We start from the raw sequence: 1,653 nt of genomic DNA on the forward strand, positions 1-1,653 counted from the left end.
GCGAATGCTGACATGAGTAACGATAATGGGTGTGAAAAACACCCACGCCGAAAGACCAAGGTTTCCTGCGCAACGTTAATCGACGCAGGGTTAGTCGGTCCCTAAGGCGAGGCTGAAAAGCGTAGTCGATGGAAAACAGGTTAATATTCCTGTACTTCTGGTTATTGCGATGGAGGGACGGAGAAGGCTAGGCCAGCTTGGCGTTGGTTGTCCAAGTTTAAGGTGGTAGGCTGGAATCTTAGGTAAATCCGGGATTCTAAGGCCGAGAGCTGATGACGAGTGTTCTTTTAGAACACGAAGTGGTTGATGCCATGCTTCCAAGAAAAGCTTCTAAGCTTCAGGTAACCAGGAACCGTACCCCAAACCGACACAGGTGGTTGGGTAGAGAATACCAAGGCGCTTGAGAGAACTCGGGTGAAGGAACTAGGCAAAATGGCACCGTAACTTCGGGAGAAGGTGCGCCGGTGAGGGTGAAGGACTTGCTCCGTAAGCTCATGCCGGTCGAAGATACCAGGCCGCTGCGACTGTTTATTAAAAACACAGCACTCTGCAAACACGAAAGTGGACGTATAGGGTGTGACGCCTGCCCGGTGCCGGAAGGTTAATTGATGGGGTTAGCTAACGCGAAGCTCTTGATCGAAGCCCCGGTAAACGGCGGCCGTAACTATAACGGTCCTAAGGTAGCGAAATTCCTTGTCGGGTAAGTTCCGACCTGCACGAATGGCGTAACGATGGCGGCGCTGTCTCCACCCGAGACTCAGTGAAATTGAAATCGCTGTGAAGATGCAGTGTATCCGCGGCTAGACGGAAAGACCCCGTGAACCTTTACTATAGCTTTGCACTGGACTTTGAATTTGCTTGTGTAGGATAGGTGGGAGGCTTTGAAGCGTGGACGCCAGTTCGCGTGGAGCCAACCTTGAAATACCACCCTGGCAACTTTGAGGTTCTAACTCAGGTCCGTTATCCGGATCGAGGACAGTGTATGGTGGGTAGTTTGACTGGGGCGGTCTCCTCCTAAAGAGTAACGGAGGAGTACGAAGGTGCGCTCAGACCGGTCGGAAATCGGTCGTAGAGTATAAAGGCAAAAGCGCGCTTGACTGCGAGACAGACACGTCGAGCAGGTACGAAAGTAGGTCTTAGTGATCCGGTGGTTCTGTATGGAAGGGCCATCGCTCAACGGATAAAAGGTACTCCGGGGATAACAGGCTGATACCGCCCAAGAGTTCATATCGACGGCGGTGTTTGGCACCTCGATGTCGGCTCATCACATCCTGGGGCTGAAGCCGGTCCCAAGGGTATGGCTGTTCGCCATTTAAAGTGGTACGCGAGCTGGGTTTAGAACGTCGTGAGACAGTTCGGTCCCTATCTGCCGTGGACGTTTGAGATTTGAGAGGGGCTGCTCCTAGTACGAGAGGACCGGAGTGGACGAACCTCTGGTGTTCCGGTTGTCACGCCAGTGGCATTGCCGGGTAGCTATGTTCGGAATAGATAACCGCTGAAAGCATCTAAGCGGGAAACTAGCCTCAAGATGAGATCTCACTGGAACCTTGAGTTCCCTGAAGGGCCGTCGAAGACTACGACGTTGATAGGTTGGGTGTGTAAGCGCTGTGAGGCGTTGAGCTAACCAATACTAATTGCCCGTGAGGCTTGACC

General features: G+C 52.6%; 1 rRNA gene. It reads left to right on the forward strand.

From position 1 onward, the window contains the following. A 23S ribosomal RNA gene (locus tag SNL23_RS16570) occupies window positions 1-1,653 on the forward strand; the annotation flags it as partial.

Origin of the sequence: Pseudomonas sp. SED1, from assembly GCF_034044025.1 — a bacterium.
Taxonomy (GTDB): domain Bacteria; phylum Pseudomonadota; class Gammaproteobacteria; order Pseudomonadales; family Pseudomonadaceae; genus Aquipseudomonas.